Origin of the sequence: Uliginosibacterium gangwonense DSM 18521, from assembly GCF_000373965.1 — a bacterium.
GTDB classification, from domain to species: domain Bacteria; phylum Pseudomonadota; class Gammaproteobacteria; order Burkholderiales; family Rhodocyclaceae; genus Uliginosibacterium; species Uliginosibacterium gangwonense.
In genome coordinates this window covers 76,727-96,701 of record NZ_KB892842.1, presented here as the reverse complement: position 1 = coordinate 96,701, position 19,975 = coordinate 76,727, and the positions used below count along the sequence as shown (strand labels likewise).

The window sequence follows — 19,975 nt, the reverse complement described above, 5'->3', positions numbered from 1 at the left end:
ACGTCCGCACCGGGTCCAGATTGTGTAAAAACACAAATTTTCCGCTTAGGCTGTCGAAGGTGGTCGATACTTGCTCGTTTGACAGGTGATAGAGCGCTTTCGGGTCGCAAAGAATTCCGGCTTTGAATCCCGTTTGATGGCTCACTCCAAGACGCTAAAGCCCGAATATCGAGGCGTAAGTTGATTAAAAGGCCTTAGCCCCTAACAGCCTGTATTACACCTTCGATACCAAGAATCGCTATCAAGCGTTTGATATTATAGGCAAGTACATGCAAGCTCATTTCTGTGCTGACTCGATCTAGCGTTTTCGTCAGAAAGTGGGTGTATCCCATCCAGACTTTCAAAGTACCAAATGGATGTTCAACCGTTTGACGCCGTACTCGCATCATTTCCGGTGCCTGATCCAGGCGACGCTGCAAGGCTTCAATCACGGACTCGTGTTCCCAGCGAGTGATACGGCGCTCGGGGCTAGGTGTGCATTGTTCTTTGAGCGTGCATTGCTGGCAGTGCGAACTCCAGTAGCGATGCACCAGCATTGCTTTTTCTGTCGTTGAATATCGCCAGATCAATGCTTGATCCGCAGGGCAGCGGTACTCGTTCTTCTGCGCGTCATAGATGAAATCAGCTCGATCGAATCTCCCATTTGCCTTAGCACCAGAGGTCATGGGTTTGGGCAGGTAGGTTGTAATGCCGACCTGATCGCAGGCGCGAATTTCTTCGCCCCGGAAGTAGCCGCGATCCGCAGCGACGATTAGACGCTCTGTGCCGATGGCATCGAGCGCTTGTGTTGCCATGTTCGACAATTGGCTGCGGTCATGCCCGACATTGGTGACTTCGTGTGCCACGATTAGGTGATGCTTGGTATCTACGGCTGTTTGTACGTTGTAGCCTACCATGCCGCTACCGCGTCCGCTCGTTGCCATAGAGCGTGCATCTGGATCTGTCAGAGAAATCTGCCTGTCAGGCGTAGCCTCCAACTTCGTTTCGATATCACGAAGCTGTTCCATTTGTGCTTTCAGCAACGCGATCTTATCGTTGAGTCGTACTGTCTTGGCCTTGGCAATTTCAGGCTCGGCCCGATCCGCTGTATCCAATGCGGACAAGTAGCGGGCGATGCTTTCTTCGATCTGCTGCCGGCGCCGCTCAATCTTGGCGACCGTGAAGTTGCGGTCACGATTATTGACGGCCTTGAACTTGCTCCCATCAATTGCAACCATGGCATCAGTGAACAAGTTCAGATTCCGGCAAATCAAGACGAATTGTCGGCAGACGTTGCGGATGGCTTTGCCGTTATCTTTGCGAAAATTGGCGATGGTCTTGAAATCTGGCATGAGGCGTCCAGTCAGCCACATCAACTCAACGTTACGTTGGCTTTCTTTCTCAAGACGTCGGCTCGACTGGATGCGGTTGAGGTAGCCGTAGATGTATAGCTTCAGAAGTATTGCGGGGTGGTAGGCAGGCCGCCCTGTTGCCGCAGGCGCTACACCCTCGAAGTCGAGCTTGCCCAGATCCAGTTCGTCAACAAAGACATCAACGACACGGACAGGGTTGTTCTCTGTGATGTAATCGTCGAGGCATTCTGGGAGTAGCGTGCATTGGCCTCGACTCTCGCCTTCTACGAAACGCTTCATCAGCCCTCCCCCAAATACGAATCATGCACTAAGCATAGACTGTTTTTGTGCCTTTTTACACAGTCTGGACCCAATCCGGCCCTTCCAACGGTTACAGGTTAGCGGGCAGGTAACAAAATACGGCAGTCGTTCAAACGGACCGCTCACCGGCACGACGTCGGCCAAAGCCGACAGTCGGTCGTTACCAAAAAAATGGCAGCAATGCAGCTAACAGCGGCCACTTGATGGCAATGGTGCAGAAAGGCTGCTTTCGGTGGGACTGACCGACTCAGCCGACCCAATTCGGACGTTCGGCGCTTTGGAAAGCGGTCATTCCTTTCGTGGGGTGTGAAAGCTAAAGGCTTGCACACCTTACTTGGCTAATTGGCGCTTTGTAAGTAGATTCCATGTCGACACGGGGCATACTGAACTTACTCTAGGTGGCGGATATACGACTGCAAGTGATTTACCCCGAAAAAACAAAAATCAATCAGCTTTGATTTTCGGGGGAATCCATATAGGAATTGTTAGGCGAAATTTTCTACATAGCTACAGCCTTGCCCCTTTAAATTTGGCTGGGCTATTATTTTACCGAGCAGGCCTAACTCATGGAATGTATTATCAAAGTTCCGAACTCAGATGTTTTCCGAGTACGAGTACTCAAAAATCTCAAAAAGCTAAAAAAGCTCTTCACCATTAACGCCTACAGCATCCAGTGCGGCAGTGCAGACAACCGAAAATTCGCGGAATACAACAAGAGCACCGGCGCTGTGCCCTGAGCACTCCTCACGGCTAACTGCATCACCCCTCCTTCGTCCAGCGCAAGTCCGGGCGGGGGAGGGGTTAGACGACTATATTTATCGTGAGAAAATCATATGCTTTAGGAATTAATTAAGTACTGAGCTGCGTACCAATTCAGGGTGATTGGTACGAGTATCCGCCACTTCGCGTATATACATAATCGGATTGCGTCTAATTAAGCATGCTGTTGGGTTGTTAATATCCGTAAGGATTCCTGCAGCGTCGCCTGGACATTTTACGGGCCAGTAGGTAGGCAAATTTGTATTGTGTATGAGGAAGAAAGGCAGATCATGGTTACTGTTCCCCCAGCGCGCTTGTCATGTCTCGCGCTTGCACTAATGTCCGCAGCGATCAATGCACGCGCTGCCGATTCCGAAGATGCTTCGCGCGACACGCAGGCGACGCAGCTTTCCAATGTAGTGGTCACCGGCTCGCGCATCCCACGCACAGAAAAGGAAGGCCCCACCGGCGTGACGGTGGTGACGGGCAAAGAGCTCGAATCGATGGGTTATACCAATGTATTCGACGCGCTGGCGCAACAAACGCAGAATACAGGCTTCACCCAGGGGGCGGACTTTGGCAACACGTTCACCCCCGCAGCCAATACCATCAGCCTGCGTGGTTTGGGGCCCAATCACACGTTGGTTTTGGTCAATGGCCATCGGGTGTCGGAATATCCAGTGGCATATGATGGGACGGTCAACTTTGTTAACCTGGCCAACATCCCCTCGGCGATGATTGACCGCGTTGAGATTCTTAATGGTGGTGCCTCGGCCATCTATGGCTCGGACGCCATCGCCGGTGTGGTCAATATCGTGCTGAAAAAGCAGCTCAGCGGTATTGATGTGAATGTCAAGCTTGGTGGCACAGAGCATGGTGGTGGTGGCAACGGACGCCTGCAGCTGGTAGGCGGAGCCAATTACGATAAATTTTCAGCTGTGTTCGGGCTTGAGCTGAGCCGACGCGATCCAATCTGGAGTCGGCAGCGCGGCTTTATGTCTGATACCACGCTCGAAGGGGCGAATCCAACCTCGGTTTGGTCGCGCCGCGATCTCGATACCGGTCGATATGTTGGAGCAGATAGTGTTTGCGGCGGGCTTGCCGGTAACTTCGATGGCAGCGTGCGGCCCTGGAAGAGCAAATCCGGGGTGTATTGCGCTAGTGGCAAGGCAAGCCCCAGCTACTGGACGACGCAAACCAAAAATGACAGCCAGAATGCCTATGCCGGGCTGAACTATGAGTTGTCGGACGCCGCAACTTTGTTTGCAGATTTGATGGTGGGTTTCAATTCCACGCAGAACAATACCCGTGGCCCCACATGGACGTCCGACGCGGCAGGGGCTGGTTATTTCCTGAACCAGAGCACGGGGCATTACGAAGTGTGGTCACGTCGCTTTGCGCCGGAGGAAATCGGAAGTGCAGAGCGCTTTAACCGGGTCTGGAACGATCAATCCGCCACAGTCAACTTGGGCGTGCGCGGCAAGGTGCCCAGCTCGACCTGGAATTATGAGGCAGCTTACAGCGCTTCAGCGTATGAGAGCAGGAATACTGTATCGCGCTTACGCTCAAGCATTGATCAATTTTACTTGGGTGACAAACTTGGTGTCGATGCTGATGGCATTAGCATTTACAACCCTAACACCGCCAACTTCAATCGCAGTCTCACCCCAGCGGAGTTCGACAGCTTGGTGGGGCAGACAACCAGCCATGACCGTGCCTGGACGCAAACGCTGGCACTATCTGGCACGGGTGAGCTGTTCGAGTTGCCGAGCGGCCCTCTGAAGCTCGCCGGCGTACTGGAAGTGGGCTCGCAAGGCTATGGCACACACCCCGATCCGGCACTCAATGAGGGGGTCTTCTATAATGTGAAACCTGTGCAGAATGCAGGCGGCAATCGCTCCCGCTTTGCTGCCGGGGTGGAGTTGGCCGTTCCTATCACAAAGCAGCTTTCTGGCACGCTGGCTGGTCGCTACGACGATTATTCCTTTGCTGGTCGCAGCGACGGGAAATTCACCTACGGAACTGGTCTCGAATACCGACCGACGCGCTCCCTGTTGTTGCGTAGCAACTATGCGACCAGCTTTCGCGCGCCAGACATGAACTATGTGTATTCCGCCACCACCCGAGGCTACTATTCGTCGTCTACCGATTATTACCTTTGCCAGAAAGCAGGGCAGCCGCTTTCCAATTGTGATTATGCCAATGTATCACCTGGCTATAACTACACACAGGTCGGCAGCAAGGACCTGAAGTCTGAGAACGGTACATCCTTCGGCTACGGCTTGGTGTTTGCTCCTTCGGCCAACTACGATGCCTCTATCGACTACTGGAACATCAAGATCAAGGATCTGGTCACCAATCTTGATCCCGATGTACTGCTACGCACCGAGGCCGACTGCCGCAGCGGAGTCAAGGACATTCACAGCGCTGAATGCGTTGATGCGATTAGCCGCATCACGCGTAACCCGTCTAATTCACCGAATAATCCTGATGCCGTCACCAATATTGCTGTCAATCCAATCAACGCCGCCAGCGAGCGTACCTCTGGTATCGATATCAGCGGCAAGTTGCGCTGGAGCATCCCGCAAGTGGGTAGCTTCCAATTCCGTGTGGCCTACACCCGAGTGCTGACCCACAAATATCGGCAGTTTGCGAACGATCCGGAAACCGATCTATTGCGCTCGCTCAGCAATATGGATTGGTCTAACAAAACGATTACCAGCCTTACTTGGGCTAATGGCCCCTGGGGAACGACTTTGGACGTGACCCGCTATGGCAAGGTACCCAATGCCGATCAGAGTGGCTACACCACGCCGTTGGCGCTGGCGAACTTGAGCGTGGCGTATCGTTTTACCAAGCAAACAGCCGTCTCGGTGATTGTCAATAATTTACTTGATACGGTTAAGAAGGATAGCTCCGGAGGTTGGCCGTTCTACCCCGTGGGCAACTACAACCCCTACGGCAGACAAGCTTGGCTGACACTGGAAAGCCACTTCGGCAGTTAAGTACTTCCCGCCAAGGGCTTGTCATCTGAGCAAGCCCTACCGCAGACCGCAAGGCCTATCTTCTGCCATCACACATCAGGGCAGGGGATGGGCCTTGTGCCTTTTTAAATGCAAAAAATATATTATTGAAATGATGAAGCGTGCTGATTATTGATGCGCGTTGAATGCCTTATCGCTTGGGGGTAAGCGCTCTGACCAGATGTGAGGACAGGAGACAATCAAGAGGTTTGGCAGGCATTGAATTTCTGCACTTTGAAGGTTGTTACTGAAGCAAAGTGCTCCAATTCAAGAATTCAGCTACAGCCTGATCTGTAAGTTTTGCCAACTTCCGATCTTGCTCTATAACTGAACTTGTTAGCTACTAGGCTAGATGGCAGCGAACTTGATGCCCATCTGGTAAAGTTCTTAGTTCAGGTGCAGTTTTCACACATTTCTCTGACACAAATGAACAGCGGGGATGAAAGCGGCAGCCTGTTGGTGGGTTTGCGGGATTTGGTTGCTCGCCTTTCAAAATAATGCGACTGCGGCGTTGGTCCGGGTCTGCAATCGGAATAGCCGAGAGCAAGCCTTGCGTGTAAGGGTGACGCGGCTGGCTAAATAGCTGCTCCTTGCTTGCCATTTCGACAATCTGCCCCAAATACATCACCGCAATATCGTCGCACAAGTGCTCTACCACAGCCAGATCGTGCGAGATAAAGAGAAAAGTTACCCCCTGATGTTCCTTCAAGTCGGAGAACAAGTTAATAATCTGCGCTTGAATGGAGACATCGAGCGCAGATACCGGCTCGTCGGCCACTATCAGCTCTGGCTTTAAGGCAATGGCGCGGGCAATCCCGATGCGCTGCCGCTGCCCACCTGAAAATTCGTGTGGGTAACGTGCATAATGCTCGGGGGCCAGTCCGCAGATCTGCATCACTTCGAGCACTTTATCGCGTACATCGTCTGCACGAGCCCGCTTATGTTCGAGTAATGCTTCACCAATTGCATCACCTACGCGCACACGCGGGTTCAGTGAGCCCATCGGGTCTTGAAACACTAGCTGAAAGTGAGGCCGCAAAGTGCGCAATTGTTCGGCCTTGAGGGCATGGATATCAATGTTATTAAATAAAACCTCTCCTGCAGTGCGCCGATGCAAGCCCAGAACCGTTCGGCCCACAGTAGTTTTGCCACTGCCTGACTCACCGACCAGCCCTAAGCTGGAGCCGCGCCGAATGCAAAAGCTGACACCATCGACCGCACGCACAATGCTACGGCCAAACACGCCTTCGCGTGCCGAGAAGTGTTTGGCTAAATTACGCACTTCCAGCAGGATGTCCTGATTTTGATTCATGCAAACTCTCTTTTTTGAACCACAAAGCACGCACTCTGGTGCATCGCTCCCAAAGAAACATACTCTGGCTGGCCTTGTCTGCATTGAGCTTGCGCCTGATCACAACGCTCGGCAAAAGAGCAATACTCAGGCAGATTCATCGGATTAGGCACTTGACCACGAATTGACGGCAAGCGAGCCAGGCGGGCACCAGGAACGGGACGAGCAGCAAGTAGCCCTTGGGTATACGGATGTTGCGGGTGTTTGAAAATGGCACGCACAGGCCCGCTTTCGACCACGCGTCCAGCGTACATCACCACGACAAAATCGGCCATTTGCGCCACCACACCCAGATCATGTGTGATTAGCAGCAGAGCCATTTGCTCGCTTTTTTGCAAGGTTTGCAGCAAATCCAAAATTTGGGCCGAAATGGTTACGTCCAACGCAGTGGTCGGCTCGTCAGCAATCAGCAGTTTGGGTTGGCATGACATAGACATTGCGATCATCGCACGTTGCAACATGCCACCTGATAATTCATGCGGATAGCTTTCGGCGATTTTATCTGGCCGCGCCAGTCCGACTTTATCGAGCAAGGCCACCGCTTTGACCCACGCAGCTTTGGGTCTCAGGCGCTGATGCTTGATCAGCGGCTCGACAATCTGCTCGCCAATGGTCAGGACCGGGTTGAGTGCGCTCATCGGTTCCTGAAAAATCATCGCCAGATCATTGCCCCGCAGACGGCGCAAAGTTTCGCGCGGCTGGCCGGTTAATGGCGCCCCCTGATAGCGAATTTCACCACTGGCTACTCTGGCCGCAGAAGGCAACAAACCCATTAGAGATAAAGCACTGATACTTTTACCGCAACCCGATTCGCCCACTAGTGCTACGGTTTGTCCGGCGGATATACTGAAACTTACATCCTGCGCAGCACGCACAATACCCGCCTTGGTGTGGATTTCCACACTGAGACGATCAAATTCAATCAATGGCTGGTTCATGATTTGGGGTCCAGCGCATCTCGCATGCCGTCGCCGAGTACATTAATCGCTATGACAGTCAGGAAAATCGCCATACCTGGTGGCATCCACAACCAAGGGCGACGTTTGAAGTCGATAAAGCTATTAGCACTATCCATCATATTGCCCCACGACGGTGTGGGGGGCACAACTCCCAGCCCTAGATAGCTCAGCGACGCTTCGCCAAGAATCGCACCAGCGACGCCAGTGGTGGCCACCACCAACAAGATCGGTACAGTATTGGGTAGCAAATGGCCAAACAGACGACGGCGCAGTGAAAGACCCAATACTTCAGTCGCCAGCATGAAATCACGTTCCCGCAGCGACAGAATCTGACCTCGTACCATACGTGCTAATCCCGGCCAGCCGATCAGACTGAGCATCAGCATCACCATATAGATGCGGATCTCAGGCTCGATCTTCAGCTCGGACAACAGCGCACCCAGAGCAATCAGCAATGGTAAGCTTGGTATCGTCATCAATAGATCGGCCACCCGCATAATTAGGCTATCAATCCAGCCGCCGCAGTAACCAGAAAGCGCGCCCGCAACAAAACCCAGCGCGACAGAAAGAACCACCGAAATCAGGCCCACTGTCAGTGATATTCGCCCGGCGTACATCAAGCGTGTGAGCACATCACGGCCAAGAAAATCAGTACCTAGCCAATGATCCATGCTCGGAGCCTGTCGGCTTTGCAAGGCATTAGTTGTATCAAGTTGCCATGACGAAAACCAAGGCCCGGCAAGGCATACTGCGATCAGTAACAGCAAAAAAATCAGGGCGCTCATCGCAGCACGATTATGCCTGAGGCGCCGCAAGGCTTGCCGCATAGGCGTCAGGCTTGCGGCCAACGCGATATCTTGTCGCTGGCGCATTTTGGAGCTGAAAAAACGCATTTATTACCTCAGACGGATACGTGGATCGACACAGGCGTAAACAATATCGGCCATTAGATTGCCCAGAATGGTCAGTGCGGCCAAAAATAGCGTAAAAGCCATCAGCACCGGATAGTCGCGCGCGGCCAGCGTATCGATATGCACATGCCCTACACCGGGCCAGTTGAAGAGTTTTTCGGTGATAATCGCGCCGGAAAAAAGCGCAGGCAACTCAAAGCCCGCTAGTGCGATCATTGGCAGCAAGGCATTGCGCAACGCATGTTTGAAAATCACCGTACGTTCTTTGAGACCCTTTGCGCGTGCGGTTCGCACAAAATCCATCGCCAGCGCTTCAAACATGCTGGCGCGAAAATAGCGCGTCAACCCGCCCGCCTGTAGCATAACCAGCGTAATCACAGGCAAAACCATATGGATGGCGACTTCATGCACATATGCCCAGCCTCTGGTGTCGCTGCCGGTGGCCAGCATGCCGCCTACCGGCAGCCAGCCCAGATCGACCGCTGCCCATTTGATCAAAAGCAGGCAAAGAAAAAATACCGGAAACGACATCGCGGCAAATACTGCCAGTGTTAGCAATCTATCAAACAACGAATACGGCTGCACAGCAGCCAGCACTCCAGTCAAGAGCGCAATTCCCCAGTACAGCACCATCGAAACCGATGCTAGCAGGAAAGAATTGAATACATATTGACCCAGCAATTCGGTGACCGGAATCTGATACTGCATCGAAAAGCCCAGATCGCCGTGCAGTAATTTTTCCAGCCAGTGCAGATAGCGCAGCCACCACGGCTGATCCAGCCCGTATAGCGCTTTAAGCTCGGCCGCACGCTGTGCAGTGAGGTTTATATTACCGTCGATAAAATCGCCTGGCGTAAAAGCAAACACCAGAAATATCAATAGTGAAGCGCCCAACAGCAGTGGTATCGCTGCCAGCACCCGACGCAAAACAAAAGCACGCATAGCTGTAAACTTTCGGCCGGTTATATCTGCAGCCAACATCAAAAAATGAGGCCTATTTCATTGATCTGTACGGATATTTCCAGTCCCTATTTGGCGCCTGTTAGCCTCAGTTCTGGCAGGATGCCCGTTAGTCCAAGATAGATATTGGGCTGGTAGTTGGTGACGCGGCTATTACTGGCCGAAAGTATGTTGCGATATGCAAGGAAAATGCACGGAGGATCGTTGGCCAAAACCTGATACAGCTGGTGGTAAATCTCTTTACGTTGCGTGATATTGCTGGTTTCGTTGCCCTTTGTGATCAGATCATCGACCTTAGGATTGCCATAACCAAATTTATTTTCGTTAGTACGGAAATCTTTGACCCCATCATGCGGGTCGCTCAACCCAGAGGTGCGGTAGGTGGCCAGATCGAAACTACCAGCTTTACGTTTGGCGAGCAGGGCATTGAAGTCAGAGATTTCAGCATTGAGCTCCACACCAATCGCTTTGTAGCTTTCCTTTGCAATTGGTATTAATGCATCATTGAATTGACTCTTAGTTGCGAGCAGTGTCAGTGACAGGCGCTGCCCATTTTTCTCGCGCACTCCGTCTTTCCCTGGTTTGAATCCAGCTTGGTCGAGCAGGGCGCGTGCCTTGGCTGGATCAAATAGAAACGTATTGACACCTGATGGATTGTAAGCCCACGACAATGGTGCAATCGGTAGATTGGCAACGCTACCATTGCCCTGATAAATCAGGTCAACCAGCTTCTTGCGATCAAGTCCATAAATCAGCGCTTGTCGTACACGTGCGTCTTTTAGGTAAGGTTTTTTGTGGTTGAAATCGATTAGGCTAAAGTCGCTAGAGGGATAGACGTGTATATTAGCGAAACCCATTTCTTTGAGCTGCTCGATATTGTCACTATTGACGGGAAAGCTCTCAATATCAGTTCCACCTGTTTGGAACAACTGTAAGCGGGTAGCGTCAGTGGTTATGCGATAGATGAAGTTTTCAATCGCAGGTTTGCCTTTGAAATAGTAGGGATTGGCCTTGAAGCGCACCTCCTGCCCCGGAACAAAATTTTCATACACATAAGGTCCCGAACCGATTGGTTTGTTACTGAGGGCACGTAGCGACTCGAGTTTGCCCTTTTGGTAATTTTTCCCGTAATACGCTTTAGATAGTATTGGCCCACCCAGCCGAGTAAGCGTCGTCGCACCTGGTTCGGTGACGGTAATTTGGATTGTTTGCGGGTTGATCACTACAATCCCACTGATGCTGGTAGCGGCTCCCTTTTTGTACGCATCACCTCCCTTGATATGAGCCAAGCTAATATCGGTTTCGCCGTCGTAAGCCGGGTCATACAAGAACGTCAGGGTAAATGCCACATCACTGGCAGTCAGCGGACTACCGTCGCTGAATTTCAAATTTTTAGCAAGCTTGAATGTGTACACCAATCCATCTGGACTGATCGTCCATGACTCAGCCTGATCTGACACCGGTTTGCCCTGGCGGTCTAGCCCAACTAGATTGCCAAAAATAGCAGCGGTGACATTTTCGTCCCATCCATTTGAAATCAAATATGGATTAAACACCCCTTGTGGAGCTGCTATCGTTGCAATCAGAGTATTTTTTCGAGCTTTAGCCTCTGCGGGAATTTGACTCGGATCTGGGGCGCGGATTGTTTCTGCATGTACGCAACAGACAACCGAAAGAGAACAAACTAAAACACGAATGAATAATTTTATCGCTAAGCGCATAGAGAGGGGCATGATGTTTCCTTGCTGGATCGTAGCATGCCGCTAGGGCTGCACAATCAAAGGTAAACTCTAAACGGGTTGTACACATATCAGTTAATAATTTAATACGATATCCGTATTGTTATTTCTGATTTGCCGCTGAGTGCCTCAGCCCCCAAGGCGCTTCACTGTCGCAATTGTCAGATCAGCAAAGCAAACAGTTGCGCACGCTTGCTGTTGGGGCCGCCATATCGGACTTCTGAAAAGACGCGGCGATGTATTTGCGGGTACTCCTCGACAAAGACAACCGCACGCTGTATTGCGCCACCCCAAACAGTAGCCGGCAAACGTGTCACTGACACCACACGTGTGCTGCGCACTGATGAGATTGATCGGGGCTTCGGGGGGCGGGCGGACGTAGAGATCCGAAACACCACAAGTTTTGCCCAAAAGCCATGCGGCCAAGGTATTGCCTAAATATGATATAAGAATTTTTATGTAATATTTTTCAGCATTTTGTCTTGCCTGTGGATTGACCGCGGCCCAGACACGCTTTTCTCAACTCTATTCTGTGTAAAGTTCGGTTCACAGGGATCTATGCAGAACCATCTGCTAAGCAAGGATTTTCTTGGCACTTAGGTTGGCGTGTGCGAACGTGAGTGAAAAGTCCGCCAGCGATGAAGGCCTGTACCAACCAGTAAGGCGGGTAGAAAGACCCAGGTTTCGCTGGTAGGGGCGGCAAGAGATGCAATGGCCGGACCAGGGCAGTAACCGCTGATGCCCCAACCAACACCAAATATCGCAGCACCGAGTAGCAACGCGCGGTCGATGCCTTGTGATGCTGGCAGATAAAATCGGCTGTCAAAGATCGGCGTGGGCTGCCGCAGGATGAAACGAAAAGCCAGCAAAGTAACCGCCACGGCGCCGCCGAGAACGAACAGCAGGCTAGGGTCCCATGCTCCAGCCAGATCGAGGAATCCGAGCACCTTCAGGGGATTTGTCATCTGTGCAGCGGCAAGGCCAAAACCAAAGATCATGCCGGGGAAGAATGCAGCCAGCACCCGTTTCATGAGTACACTCCTCCGATGTGTCTGACGACGAAGGTGGTGAGGATTGCGACCACCAGGAAAACGATCGTTGCAACCAGTGATCGCAAAGACCGACGCCCGAGCCCGCACACGCCGTGCCCGCTGGTGCATCCACTGCCCAGCGAGGTGCCAAAGCCGACAAGCAGCCCACCCAACGCCAGAAGCCACCCGGGGAACTCTGTGCGTGCCAAGGGCGCACCACCCCAGAAGAAATAGTAGATTGCCGCGCCTGCGACCAAACCAAACAGGAAACTCAAGCGCCAGACGCTTTCTTTGGGCGGCCACGGTATAACAACATGCCCGACGATACCGCTGATGCCTGCTATGCGCCCGTTGAGCCACAGCAGGAGACTCGCGGCAATGCCGATCAGTACGCCACCGAGCAACGCATTGAGAGGGGTAAAGTGGGTGATGTGCATAAATGCCAAGGCGAGGTGATCAGAACTTGTGCCCCCAGCTTAAACCCAAAATGTTCTCTTCCAAACTGATATTCGCTTCGCCACCGCCGAAGGCTGCCGGAATCGAACCGCTGCCTTTAACGGTCTCGCGGAAACCATGGGCATAGAAAGCGCTGATTTCGTTGGAAGCACTGGCCTTCCAGGTTGCACCAAAAGTCAGGTGATCACGTACTGTGGCCGGAGCCAGAATATTGAAGAAAGTCTGGCCCTGCGGAATGGGTTGATCACTGTGGCTATAACCAGCCCGCAGTGTCAGCGTGCTGTTGACATCGTAGCTGGCGCCGACACGCCACACGGTGACGTCCTTCCAGCCAAAGCCGGGACCATTTGCCGAGCCAAGCTTGTTGCCGCTGAGCAAGCCCGCAAGCGGCGTGGCAATCGAATTGATGTCACTGTAGTTGATGTGCTGCCCCTCAAGCGCCAGCGTGAGCGAGGAGGTAGGCCGGTAGCTCAAGCCAATGCCATAATTTTCCGGCACATCAAAGCCGCCTTCGTTTGCGAAGAGCCCCTTGTACCTATCCAGTTTGCCAGTACGAATGCGCGAAGCCCAGGTAAGGCCCAGGGTGACATCCGGCAGGATTTCACCAATATAACCAAGGCGCACACCAACGCCGGTAGAAGAGTCAGCCCCACGATCCGTGACATTCCCTGGACTGGAGGAAAAAACGGGATTGTCGAATGCACTCAGGCCGTAAGCCTTGAAGCGTTGATAAGCCACATTCAGTGCCAAGCCAACGCTGTGCTTGGGCGTCACACGGTAAGCAAGCGAAGGCGTAATGAACAGCTGCGAGAGGTTGACACCGGCATGCCCCGTGCTGCCAAACGCACCATAGGGGTTGGTCTTGTAATCGGTGTTCATGCCCCCATTGCCGTACACAGCGAGTCCGAGGCCGGTGGTTGATGAAATTTGCTTGGTCAGGGCAAGGTCCGGAATGAAAAAGTTCTTTTTCCCGTTGCCATCGTAATTCCCGTTTGCACCAAAGCCATTGCCACTGATTGTGGCTTCGCGTTTCGGACGGAACAGATCAATGCCAAGATCAGTGCGATCTCCGACCAGCGCAGTACCGGCAGGATTGGAAGCAGCGGCCAACCCATCCAGTGGCAAGGCAATACCGATGCCAGCGATTCCCTGCGAAATTGCACCATAGCCATTACTGAAATAGCCGTTGGTTGCTTGTGCCAGTGTCGGCGTCAACAGCGTTAACAGGGCAACCAAATGCAGGTGTGGGCGTCGAGAGTTGTGCAAGAAAGACATCTGGTAAGACCTATTCTGTGGCAACGGATCATTACACAATATCAACAGCCAAAAGAGCGGAAAACAAATTTCTAGTACTATGTATATACACGTTCCCTGCACAGAAGCAGGACCAGCGAAATTGTGAATATATATCCGCTTTTACTGGTTTTACACCCAGGCCATCTGTCGTACATTCAATTGGGTCTTGTGTGGCTCTAGCTTCAACGAGTTGGCAACGGGCTGCGCCATGGTGTACAACAGGCTGAACTCCTACGATGGCGTGGGTGCGGTGCTACGGGCGATTTGATCGAGGTGAATCAACGCTAATCTGCCAAGGTCCTCATGTGCTTGCCGAGTTTTGAAGTTCTCATCGGTGATGTGTACGACTTCCAGTAGCCATACGGCTGAGAGTTTTGCATTGGGGCGTTTTGCACGTATTGCCCGATAGTGCTCTTCAAATACCGGGCCGGTAATGAAGACCTTGTAGGGTTTGGCGATGGCCTGGAATTGGTGGGTTGCACCATTCCGAACATAAATGCTGAGCTTGCGATTGAACCATAAACTTCCAACCAGATTACGATTGGTGTGTGAATACTCATTTTCTTCAAGCAGAACAATATAACCATTTGCATCGAACGTGAGGGAGGGGACTTCCTCGAGATGCGGAGTACCTGTTTCGTCAGTTGTTGCAATGAGTTTGACGCTGTCAGGCCCATGGAGCGCTGAAAAGAAATCTTGTTTAAATTCTGGTGCCATTATTCAAGTCCTGTTCCGAGCCAAATTAGATGCGTGATAAATCTGTATCCGGGTGATTGCCGCAAATCCGATAGCTATCCATATCCGCATTCAGGTTGTAATGTCGACGCAGTGCATCCAGCCCTTGAGACAGACGCACATAGTATTCAAGCGAAGGCGGGTGCTGTTTGGCGAACGCTGAGCCCCGGGTGGGAGACCACACGCATTGCACAACGGTTACTCCGTGTTGGGCAAGATCTTCCGCCTCGGTCAACGTAGCATCTAAGGCTTCATCCTCTGAGGCGAAACCATGGGGTGTCGCGGTTTCAACGCCACCGACAATGCCGGTGTTGACGCGCCCAGTGCCAAATATTTGAACGGCATCTATCAGGCGCCGCTTCCAGGCTTGATAACCCAGCTTGCCAGCTTTGCCGGGGCAGATCCAGTTGAAGAGGGCGTCATCAAGCACTTCCAGATCGGAGGTGTAGGTGAGTAATCCTGTCTCTTCATATAGGCGAGCAAGCTGATCCAGAGAAAATGCAGACGCAATCAATTGGCTCGGGAAGCGTCGCGTTGTGAAGTTCTCGCCAATCGCCTGTAGCGTTTCAATGTAGACTTGAAGCTCGTCATCAAAGAGCTGAGAACCCGATAGAATGGAGCCGCCAGTCAGCATGATATTGGCGAATCGCCCCGGTTGCTTAACGGCTTCACGCACCGTTTCATAAATGTCTCGTGGTGCAATGCGCAAGGGCTTGCCGTTATTCTTGCGTTCCTTGTTAAAATGCGATGAGATGTTGCAATACTTGCAGCCCCCGCCATCATCCCAGAAGTGACAATATGAGTAAGGATTGATGTCCAGTCTTTGAGGCCTTGGCGTAGCAACCTGCCACATGGGGGTGCCTGCACTGGTATGTTTGTCCACATATTGTGGCTTATGCCAATATTCTACCTCTTCCAAAATCTGGCCGTGATCAGTGAGAACCAGGCGACCGTCAACGAAGTCGACAAGGTAGGGGGCTGGCGCATCAGGGCGCATTCCCGTCAGGATAGATGTACCATCGCGTAGTAACAATGAGACTGGGATTTGTGGGGTTTGTTTTTCACCAATTGTATGGAAAATGCTTCTGAACTGAAGCAAATGCAAAGCCGGATTGGCCCGTTCGATGGCTTGAGTGGTATAGGTGACGCCCCGACGTTGCACGTCGGTTTTCAGGATGACGAAAGGCGATACGGTCGGATACTTTGCGACAATCTCGTGGTACGACAACTGATGGCTTTTCAGCTCGTTTGGCGCATTCATGGCATCTCCAGACGTTTTTGGATTTGTCACACCAAGCAAAGGTGCGATGGCTTCTAAATCCATGCAAGGGGAAAGGTTTATGCTAAACCTTAACCGATGCCGAAGAGATGAAAAACCAATTGTTTTGTCTGAACTTATTCTGAAAAAACCGGAGTTTGCCCGCTGCACAGGTGTGAAGGCTGCGTAAGGGTGGCGAGGTAATTTTTCACAACCCTGTTGTACTCTGCGGTCGCTTCTCGTTGGGGGAAATGGCCGCAGCGTTTGAATAGGTGATATTGGCTATGGGGCCAGAGAGATGCGGAGTGTTCCACTGCGCTTTGCAAAACAAATGCATCTTCGTCCCCCGCCATGATCAAGGCAGGAATTTGTATGCCCTTTAGCTCGGTCTCTTCCAGACCGAAGCGGCTGCAAGCGTCAAGCATCGAGAGCGTGGAGCCTAGTTCCATTCGGGCACTTGCCCCGGCGGTGATTGCTTCTAAACGTGAGCTGTTATGCGCTAAAAATGACTCGGAATAGAGACTGGGGATCAATTCAGTCTGATAGAAAGTCTCGAAACTGCTCTGTTCTATAAGGGTTCGCCAACCCTGGAAACGCAGACTTTGCTTGCCGGAACGTAGCACCTGTGTTCCGTTGATAACCAAGGCAGTGCAACGATGCGGATAGCGATGGGCAAGGCGCACAGCCGTCATACCACCATGGCATACGCCGCTTACAATTGCTTTGTCGATTTTCAGGTGATCAAGCAAGTCACACACATCCTGGGCATGTAGATCATAGGAATAGGTGCCTTGCCATTTGTCTGAGCGAGCAATCCCCCGGTGCTCTAGCCGAATGCAGCAATACAGGTCCTTAAACTCATCTACCTGCTTATCCCAGATTTGGGTGTCGCTCCACAGTCCGCTCAGCATCAGCAGCGGAAAACCTTCGCCCGTTTGCTCATAGTACAGGCGGGTGTGATCACGGGTAATAAAGTGCATCGTCTATTCTTTGTCAGCCTTGCTATCCTTGTCATAAAGGGGATAGAGGATGGAGAGTACAAGCACCAGTATGGCGAGGCTTCCAAGAACAACGTGCGTCAGCGATGAGAATGACTGGTCCATCTTTGGATACCTCAGCCTAGGTCTCTGTTTGGAAGGCTCCATGGCGCAAGGCGTTTGTGCAGGTAACGCAGCCCGAGCTCAAGTCCGAAGGCAATGATTGCGATCACCGCAATGCCGAGAATGACAACGTCTGTCACTAGAAACTGTGCCGCAGATTGCACCATGAATCCCATACCGCTTGTGGCTGCTACAAGTTCAGCGGCAACCAGCGTTGACCAGCCCGTTCCCAGACCAATCCGAATGCCAACCAGAATATCCGGTAACGCACTGGGTAAGACAACATGACGTATGAGCTGCCAAGGTGTAGCACCCAGGGATTGCGCTACGCGAATTCGGTTGTTGGAAACTTGGCGCACGCCATTTGCTGTCCCTATTACGATAGGCGCAAAAATGGCGAGGAATATCAACAGTATTTTTGAAAATTCACCGATTCCGAACCAGATGACAACGAGTGGTAGATACGCAAGTGGCGGAATGGGGCGGTAGATCTCGATCAAGGGGTCAAGAATCCCCTTGGCGATGCGCGATTGGCCTATTGCCACCCCCACAGGAATGCCTAGCAATACCGATGCAACAAGGGCTGAGAATACGCGGGCCAAGCTTGCTCCAAGATGCTGCCAGAGCGTTGAATCCATGAAGCCGTGCGTTGAGACTTGCCAGAATTTGATGAGGATATTCTGCGGTGGCGGCAGAAAAAGAGGAGCAATCAAACCAGCACTTGTCACGCCCCACCACAGAACCAATAGTGTGGCAATGGTAAGGGTGCTGATTGTTGTGGTGCTCAAGCGTCGTGATGGAGTGGCGCTAGCCTCCTCTTCATGCCGAGGTAGCAAGGGTATTTCAAAGGCATGCTGCTCGTGTGCGAGTTCCGTGGAGATCATGCTGGGATGGGCTCCCTTTGGGCAAAGATGAGGTTCAGCACATGTTCGCGCATGGCAATGAAATGCGGATCTGATTTGATGCTGCGAGCTGACTCGCCATCCGTATAGCGATGGCAGAAATCGAGCTTGATGCGCTCTACGACTCGACCAGGTCGGGGAGAGAGCAGAATCAGATCGCTCGCGAGGAACACGGCTTCCTCAAGATCATGGGTGATCAGGAAAATCTGTTTATGCGTTTGATGCCATAATTGCAGCAGTAACTCCTGCATCTGTTCTCGCGTGAATGCGTCGAGCGCTGCAAATGGCTCGTCAAGAAGAAGCATTGCGGGATCAGAAGCCAGAGCACGTGCGAGCCCAACCCTTTGGCGCATGCCGCCAGAAAGTTGCCACAGCATGTGCCCAGAAAACCCATCAAGATGGACCTGTTTGAGCGTTGCCTCCGCGCTTGCTTTGCGCTGGTGTTTCTCCAAGCCTTGGAGTTTTAACCCGAAAGCGATGTTGTCGACTACGTTGAGCCAGGGCAGCAAGGCATCATCCTGGAAGATCACGCCTCGATCTGCAGCAGGGCCATTAATTGGTTTTCCATCGAAGAGTACTCGTCCTTGAGTGGGGCGTAAAAAACCGGCAAGAAGATTCAGCAAGGTGGTTTTTCCGCACCCAGAAGGGCCTAGTGCCACCACTAGCTGATCGGGCTCCAGTTGCAAGCTGACGTTGTCAAGCGCGGCTTGCTTGGCGTTTGCATCAGAGTAGCGAACAGTAACCCGATCAACCAATACGTGTGGCATGACGCGGCTCCGGATTACTTTGTTGCGACCTGTTTGCCGCCTTTAACGAAGGCATTGCTGACAAAAGGCAGATAGTTCTTCTGTACGCTATCAACCTTCCCTTGCTCCTTAAGAAAGTCAGAGGTATCCGCCAGAGCCTTGGCCGTGGTTGGGCCAAGTAGTTCGATCTGCTCATTCACCAAGGGGAAAATGTTGCTGGCAAGAACACCGGGGATTTCCTCCTTGTTGGCACCTGTGAGGCGAATCACTTTATCCAGGTTGTCTGCATTGGAAATCCATGCATTCGGGTTATTTCGATACGCCGCATAGGCATCCAAAGTGACACGGGAAAATTTTTCCAGAAAATCTGGATGCTTCTCGGCAAAGTCTTTTCGCACAATCCATGCGTCAAACGTGGGTGAGCCCCATTTGGCGACTTCTGCCGAAGTCGTCAGCACCTTGCCACTTTGTTTGGCCTTGCCCAGGGCAGGGTCCCAAACATAGGCGGCATCAATATCGCCTCGTTGCCATGCTGCTGTAATTTCTGGCGGGCGCAGATTGATGATTTGCACTTTGGCGGGGGAAATCTTCCAGTGTTTCAGGGCTGCCAGCAGACTGTAATGTCCAGTAGATACAAATGGCACCGCAATTTTCTTGCCAATCAAGTCTTGTGGCTGATTGATCTTGCTGCCATTGCGAACAACTAGCGCCTCGGATTCCCCAAGTTTGGCGGCAATCAGGAAGGTCGTGATGGGCAGGTCCCGACTGGCAGCTGCGGCGATAGGGCTGGAGCCTACGTAGCCGACCTGTACATCGCCTGAGGCGACTGCTGTGATGACTTCCGCACCCGTATCAAATTTCCGCCAGTTGATTTTTACACCTGTGAGCTTTTCATACAGGCCGTCAGCTTGCGCCACTTTGGACGGGTCGATTACTGTTTGATAGGCCACCGTTACTTCATCTGCAGCTTGCGCAGAGATCGTCAGCGAGGATAGCGCCAGCCCAGCCAAAAATAGAGTTTGGTTCAGAAGTCTCATGGTGGTACCTAGTCATGAAAGAGTGATTTTCAATGTAGCAACAGCCGGAATCAATTCCAA

The 19,975-nt window shown here is 52.2% G+C and carries 16 protein-coding genes; 1 reads left to right on the top strand and 15 read right to left on the bottom strand.

The window, feature by feature from the left end; genetic code table 11:
- Positions 1–194: 194 nt before the first annotated feature.
- Complete coding sequence (locus tag B145_RS0110730) at positions 195–1,631, bottom strand: IS1182 family transposase (RefSeq protein ID WP_018605750.1); 1,437 nt, start codon at positions 1,629–1,631, stop codon at positions 195–197.
- Positions 1,632–2,701: 1,070 nt separating this feature from the next.
- Between B145_RS0110730 and B145_RS0110720 the strand changes: the two genes are divergently transcribed.
- Positions 2,702–5,416: a TonB-dependent receptor plug domain-containing protein gene (locus B145_RS0110720; protein ID WP_157288368.1), complete on the top strand. Its 2,715-nt coding sequence runs from the start codon at positions 2,702–2,704 to the stop codon at positions 5,414–5,416.
- Positions 5,417–5,777: 361 nt separating this feature from the next.
- On the opposite strand, the gene B145_RS0110715 is transcribed toward B145_RS0110720, so the two are convergent.
- From B145_RS0110715 to tauA, 14 genes are all read right to left on the bottom strand, one after another.
- Positions 5,778–6,746, bottom strand: coding sequence for an ABC transporter ATP-binding protein (locus B145_RS0110715; RefSeq protein WP_018607269.1), 969 nt, complete (start codon positions 6,744–6,746; stop codon positions 5,778–5,780).
- The gene (locus B145_RS0110710) at positions 6,743–7,723 is read right to left on the bottom strand and encodes an ABC transporter ATP-binding protein (protein WP_018607268.1); all 981 of its coding nucleotides are present in this window, start codon (positions 7,721–7,723) and stop codon (positions 6,743–6,745) included. The genes B145_RS0110715 and B145_RS0110710 overlap by 4 nt, the downstream gene beginning before the upstream one ends.
- Entirely contained in the window at positions 7,720–8,637 is a 918-nt protein-coding gene (gene opp4C / locus B145_RS0110705; RefSeq protein WP_018607267.1) for an oligopeptide ABC transporter permease, read from the bottom strand. The genes B145_RS0110710 and opp4C overlap by 4 nt, the downstream gene beginning before the upstream one ends.
- A 3-nt stretch (positions 8,638–8,640) precedes the next feature.
- The gene (locus B145_RS0110700; protein ID WP_211209807.1) at positions 8,641–9,636 is read right to left on the bottom strand and encodes an ABC transporter permease; all 996 of its coding nucleotides are present in this window, start codon (positions 9,634–9,636) and stop codon (positions 8,641–8,643) included.
- Positions 9,637–9,683: 47 nt separating this feature from the next.
- The gene (locus tag B145_RS0110695) at positions 9,684–11,348 is read right to left on the bottom strand and encodes an ABC transporter substrate-binding protein (RefSeq protein ID WP_051082577.1); all 1,665 of its coding nucleotides are present in this window, start codon (positions 11,346–11,348) and stop codon (positions 9,684–9,686) included.
- 602 nt (positions 11,349–11,950) lie between these two features.
- Entirely contained in the window at positions 11,951–12,385 is a 435-nt protein-coding gene (locus B145_RS0110685; RefSeq protein ID WP_018607264.1) for a DUF6691 family protein, read from the bottom strand.
- Positions 12,382–12,822 (bottom strand): YeeE/YedE family protein, encoded by a 441-nt coding sequence (locus B145_RS0110680; RefSeq protein WP_018607263.1) that lies wholly within the window; start codon positions 12,820–12,822, stop codon positions 12,382–12,384. Before B145_RS0110680 ends, B145_RS0110685 begins: the two co-directional genes overlap by 4 nt.
- 19 nt (positions 12,823–12,841) lie before the next feature.
- Complete coding sequence (locus tag B145_RS0110675; protein WP_018607262.1) at positions 12,842–14,116, bottom strand: OmpP1/FadL family transporter; 1,275 nt, start codon at positions 14,114–14,116, stop codon at positions 12,842–12,844.
- Between the two features lie 252 nt (positions 14,117–14,368).
- A complete protein-coding gene (locus B145_RS0110670; protein ID WP_018607261.1) occupies positions 14,369–14,854 on the bottom strand; it encodes a hypothetical protein in 486 nt (161 codons plus the stop codon).
- A 25-nt stretch (positions 14,855–14,879) separates the two neighbouring features.
- Positions 14,880–16,301, bottom strand: a complete 1,422-nt coding sequence (locus B145_RS0110665) for a radical SAM protein (protein ID WP_211209806.1) — start codon at positions 16,299–16,301, stop codon at positions 14,880–14,882.
- Positions 16,268–17,110: an alpha/beta fold hydrolase gene (locus tag B145_RS0110660; RefSeq protein ID WP_018607259.1), complete on the bottom strand. Its 843-nt coding sequence runs from the start codon at positions 17,108–17,110 to the stop codon at positions 16,268–16,270. Before B145_RS0110660 ends, B145_RS0110665 begins: the two co-directional genes overlap by 34 nt.
- A 134-nt stretch (positions 17,111–17,244) precedes the next feature.
- The gene (gene tauC / locus B145_RS0110655) at positions 17,245–18,114 is read right to left on the bottom strand and encodes a taurine ABC transporter permease TauC (RefSeq protein WP_018607258.1); all 870 of its coding nucleotides are present in this window, start codon (positions 18,112–18,114) and stop codon (positions 17,245–17,247) included.
- Entirely contained in the window at positions 18,111–18,899 is a 789-nt protein-coding gene (gene tauB, locus B145_RS0110650) for a taurine ABC transporter ATP-binding subunit (RefSeq protein ID WP_018607257.1), read from the bottom strand. Before tauB ends, tauC begins: the two co-directional genes overlap by 4 nt.
- 14 nt (positions 18,900–18,913) lie before the next feature.
- The gene (gene tauA / locus B145_RS0110645) at positions 18,914–19,915 is read right to left on the bottom strand and encodes a taurine ABC transporter substrate-binding protein (protein ID WP_018607256.1); all 1,002 of its coding nucleotides are present in this window, start codon (positions 19,913–19,915) and stop codon (positions 18,914–18,916) included.
- Positions 19,916–19,975: the final 60 nt, after the last annotated feature.

Excerpts from the sequence above, each read along its gene's own strand:
- tauC (WP_018607258.1), bottom strand. The coding sequence starts at position 18,114 with ATGATCTCCACGGAACTCGCACACGAGCAGCATGCCTTTGAAATACCC.
- B145_RS0110670 (WP_018607261.1), bottom strand. The coding sequence starts at position 14,854 with ATGGCACCAGAATTTAAACAAGATTTCTTTTCAGCGCTCCATGGGCCT.
- B145_RS0110710 (WP_018607268.1), bottom strand. The coding sequence starts at position 7,723 with ATGAACCAGCCATTGATTGAATTTGATCGTCTCAGTGTGGAAATCCAC.
- B145_RS0110700 (WP_211209807.1), bottom strand. The coding sequence starts at position 9,636 with ATGTTGGCTGCAGATATAACCGGCCGAAAGTTTACAGCTATGCGTGCT.
- B145_RS0110715 (WP_018607269.1), bottom strand. The coding sequence starts at position 6,746 with ATGAATCAAAATCAGGACATCCTGCTGGAAGTGCGTAATTTAGCCAAA.
- B145_RS0110695 (WP_051082577.1), bottom strand. The coding sequence starts at position 11,348 with ATGCCCCTCTCTATGCGCTTAGCGATAAAATTATTCATTCGTGTTTTA.
- B145_RS0110660 (WP_018607259.1), bottom strand. The coding sequence starts at position 17,110 with ATGCACTTTATTACCCGTGATCACACCCGCCTGTACTATGAGCAAACG.
- B145_RS0110680 (WP_018607263.1), bottom strand. The coding sequence starts at position 12,822 with ATGCACATCACCCACTTTACCCCTCTCAATGCGTTGCTCGGTGGCGTA.
- B145_RS0110720 (WP_157288368.1), top strand. The coding sequence starts at position 2,702 with ATGGTTACTGTTCCCCCAGCGCGCTTGTCATGTCTCGCGCTTGCACTA.
- opp4C (WP_018607267.1), bottom strand. The coding sequence starts at position 8,637 with ATGCGTTTTTTCAGCTCCAAAATGCGCCAGCGACAAGATATCGCGTTG.
- tauA (WP_018607256.1), bottom strand. The coding sequence starts at position 19,915 with ATGAGACTTCTGAACCAAACTCTATTTTTGGCTGGGCTGGCGCTATCC.
- B145_RS0110675 (WP_018607262.1), bottom strand. The coding sequence starts at position 14,116 with ATGTCTTTCTTGCACAACTCTCGACGCCCACACCTGCATTTGGTTGCC.
- B145_RS0110730 (WP_018605750.1), bottom strand. The coding sequence starts at position 1,631 with ATGAAGCGTTTCGTAGAAGGCGAGAGTCGAGGCCAATGCACGCTACTC.
- tauB (WP_018607257.1), bottom strand. The coding sequence starts at position 18,899 with ATGCCACACGTATTGGTTGATCGGGTTACTGTTCGCTACTCTGATGCA.
- B145_RS0110685 (WP_018607264.1), bottom strand. The coding sequence starts at position 12,385 with ATGAAACGGGTGCTGGCTGCATTCTTCCCCGGCATGATCTTTGGTTTT.